Annotated in this window: 2 protein-coding genes; both read left to right on the forward strand. The window is 59.8% G+C overall.

Annotation, left to right across the window (positions count from 1 at the left end; genetic code table 11):
- The first annotated feature begins 288 nt into the window (after nucleotides 1-288).
- Complete coding sequence (locus tag DRF71_RS04620; RefSeq protein ID WP_112309338.1) at nucleotides 289-942, forward strand: hypothetical protein; 654 nt, start codon at nucleotides 289-291, stop codon at nucleotides 940-942.
- 934 nt (nucleotides 943-1,876) lie between these two features.
- Nucleotides 1,877-3,586, forward strand: coding sequence for an IS66 family transposase (gene tnpC, locus DRF71_RS04625; RefSeq protein WP_157970925.1), 1,710 nt, complete (start codon nucleotides 1,877-1,879; stop codon nucleotides 3,584-3,586).
- Nucleotides 3,587-3,640 lie beyond the last annotated feature (54 nt).

Genomic DNA, 3,640 nt, shown 5'->3' on the forward strand with positions numbered 1-3,640 from the left:
CGAAGTTCCATCCGCGAATGCTTACCTAAATGGGCGTAGTGGAAAAGCCTGTTTGTCTTCAATGGTGTGGAAGCTTATCTGGTCGTCCTGGTGAAGGCGAGGTCATCCTTCGTTGCTAAACAGGGGACATATTTCTCGCACCCTGCCAGATCGACCTTCAGGCCGCCGTATCCCACATTCGTTCACCTTAGCGGCAGGGCGATGCGGAAGCTCCATAGGAAAAGTTTTCGAATAGATGTTGACGTGCCAAGACGCGTCTGCCAGAACCATCATGCGGAATTTTTTCCTATGGACTTCAAAATGGCAACGGCTGGCGAAATGGTTATCGGAGTGGCGGAGACGTTCGGCGTCGCTCCTTCGATGGTCGATGGTCTCGACCGGGCCCTGCTGGGAGCAGGTATGCGCCATAAAGGCGGTCGGGGGCCGTCGGCTGCAAAGATGGCAGGTCTCGACGTCCTCAACTTGAGCCTCGCGGTTATCGTGGGTGCGAGCATGAAAGACGCTGTGGATCTGGTCAGCAAGGTGACCTGTATGCCGCTTCAGAAAGCAACGGTGCAGTGGCGCCCGGATGAGGGCATTTCACTGTCCGCCTTGGCCGAGCAGGTCGATCAGTATCAGGAACACCCCGCCGCTCAGGCGGACCTTCATATGTTCCCGGCTGGCCCTGCACTGGTGCAGGCGCCGATTATGGGGCAAGGACTTGCTGCCGTGGTCGATGCGATGGCAGCGGATGAGTTTCGTGATCTGACCGAAATGGCCCTGAACTTGCAGATGTCGAGCTTCGGCCCCTCCGCGCGCCTGGCCTATGCCACCCGGCAGGGCGTGCTGCGCCTCCATTATGAGACGCTCGGCCCGGAAGCGGAACGCCCCATGTTTGAGCGTCGTCTGAAATTCGATGAGACCCTGCTTCGGCGGCTTGCGGAGGTGATACGCCCGCACTGACCCGGGCGTATCAACTGACAGCAAGCAACGGAGTAGACCATGGCAATGCCCGCGCACATCACCATCGAGTGCCCTCTTGCTATGACGCGTGCGACCCATTGGGCGCAACGCATCGCGGCAGCGTGCCCGGCACAACCGTGTGCCGTCGGCGGCCCCTCAATAGGGGCGCGTCCGGCTGTGGAGTGATGATTCTCCCGTAGGAGAAAGGCCCTTCGGGGCCCGTCGGTTCAGGGTGACCCCGTTCGACGATGCATCACACTCGCAAGCCGCGACGCCTTTATCCGCCTCGTCTGGGCGTGATTCCTCCAGGAAATAGCAAACTCCAGGTTTGGGAAAGTGACGGGATACACGCGGCCATCGGCGCGCTCCGTCAACATCTTGGGGCCGGATCTCGAGGGGAAACAGGTTGGCCACCATGTTTCCCGCTACGCCGGTCTCTTGCCCATATCCTGCAAATGAAAGCCGGTTGCTTTTTCCCATCCTGAGGAGGGGAGCCTCGGCAAGATGTGGTGTTTTTTAAAATATTTCAATGCGTTGTGTGAATAACCACTTACCACATAGAACCATTGAACGGCAGCCGTCCTGGCTCGCCCCCCCGAAAGGAGAGACCATGACCGAAGATCAGTGAAAAGGCCCTGCGAAGATGTTCCACCATCTCCGTAAGGCCTTCTTGAGCAGACCGAGGCCCGCTGCAGCTTTGCACCTCAACGGATAACAGGGCGCGCGCCATAGCGCAACGTTCCTGCTTCAGCCCCGGTTTCTCTCTCCAGCACGACGGCCATACCGGCAAACCATGACTTCGGCCGCATTCCAGGCGGGCGGAGATCGGTGAGCCATGCCCGGTCGCTCGGGAGCGCCGCGATGTGGCGCGTGCCGGACTGAACCTTCGCCGCCCGGATGTGGGCGGGGAGTGATCCCCCCTGAGGAAACCAGCATGAATACCTACAGCCCAAGGGAGCCTCTGCTCCCGAGCATCGGCCCCGCACAGCCCCATTCCGATAGCGCGGATGAAATCCGATCCGGCACGGAGGATCTCAGCTCCATCGCGATGGTCTGCGATGGCATTTTGGCATCGCTGAACGCTCTTCCCGACTGCCCGGACGCCACGAAGATGACGGTTGGCGCCCGCATCGGCATGATCCTTTCTATGTTTTCCGAGAACGAGCTGCAGGCCCGCAAGGACCGTATGCGGATCACGGCGCTCAAATGTGACCTCCGTCGCACCAAGGAACAGCTGGCAGTCCTGCGTCAAGAGCACTTCGGGCAAAGCTCCGAAAAGGATCGCGACGGCGAACCCGATATCCCGGACGACGGCGAGGATGAAGAAGAGGAGGAATCCCAGGCTCTCGTCAGGAAGGGGAAACGCACCCGCAGGGTGCCGGCGGATATCCCTATCCGCGAAGTCCATCACTACCCGGATGGCATGAACTGCTGCAGCTGTGGCTGTGAAATGAAAACGATCAGCTCCTGGGCCAGCACCCGGCTCGTGACGATCCCGGAACATGTCGAGGCAATCCGGGACATCTACCACACCTGCGCATGCAACCGCAGCGAGCTTTGCAAGGAAAACAAACCGATGGCTGCGAGGTCCAACAGCTATATCATGCACAAACGAAGCATCGATCCGCAGTTGATTGCGGAGGCGGCGGTGCAGAAGTTCTTCGAGCACATTCCGACCTATCGGATGGCGCGCCGTATGAAGAACGCGGGAGTCAATCTGAGCACCCAGACCATCAGCAACAACATCATCCATGTCGCCGGCTTCCTCGCACCGATTGTGGCGGAATTCGTCAACCATGTGAAATCCGGCCATGCGCCCCACATGGACGAAACGCCGTTGCGCGTTCTGGCTCCTGGCAAGGGAAAATGCGACACTGGCTATATTTGGGTGGTGTGCCGGGATGAGCGCCGTTGGAATCCGGAGGCGCGTCCTGCGGTAATCTATGAATATGCGCCTTCGCGGGCTGGGGCCGTAGCGCGTGAAATGCTGGCGGATGCCGCAATCCGCTTCCTGCACACTGATGGCTATGGCGGCTACAACGGGGTCCGCAAGGCCGATGGTGCGAACGATGGCATCGACATCGTGCGCTGCTGGGCGCACGCGCGCCGCAAGTTCCATGAGGCCCATATCGCAACGAAAAGCCCGCTGGCGGCCCGGATCGTGAAGCTTATCAAGAAGATGTATAAGGTCGAGGCCACCATTACCGGCCTGCCGCCGGAAGAGCGCGAGGCCCGGCGTCAGGACCACTCTCTTCCCGTTCTGAATGAAATCCATGCAGTTCTCACCAGGAGCGAGGCGGTCGCCGACGGGGCACTGAAGCAGGCGATCAAGTATACGCTGAAGGCGTTTGACGGGCTCCGGCGCTTCGTCTTCGATGGCCGCCTCGAGATCGACAACAACCCGGTTGAGCGCTGTATCCGCGGGATCGCGCTGACCAAAAAGAACTCGCTCTTCGCTGGCAACCATGAGACGGCAAAGGTCTGGGCCATCTACTACACGCTGATCGAGAGTGCCCGCCTGAACTCGATTGATCCGCGCCGCTATCTGAGTTGGGTCATCGGCGAGATCGAACGGACGCATGGCGACATCGACTATGGCACGCTCATGCCCTGGCATTGTCCGGTCGGTCGCCTCTCGGGTTGAAATCCCAAACGCAGGAGCCGACGTTAGCAATTGTCGGCCTCGACGTATCATCCC

The organism is Pseudogemmobacter bohemicus (genome assembly GCF_003290025.1).
Classification (GTDB): Bacteria; Pseudomonadota; Alphaproteobacteria; order Rhodobacterales; family Rhodobacteraceae; genus Pseudogemmobacter; species Pseudogemmobacter bohemicus.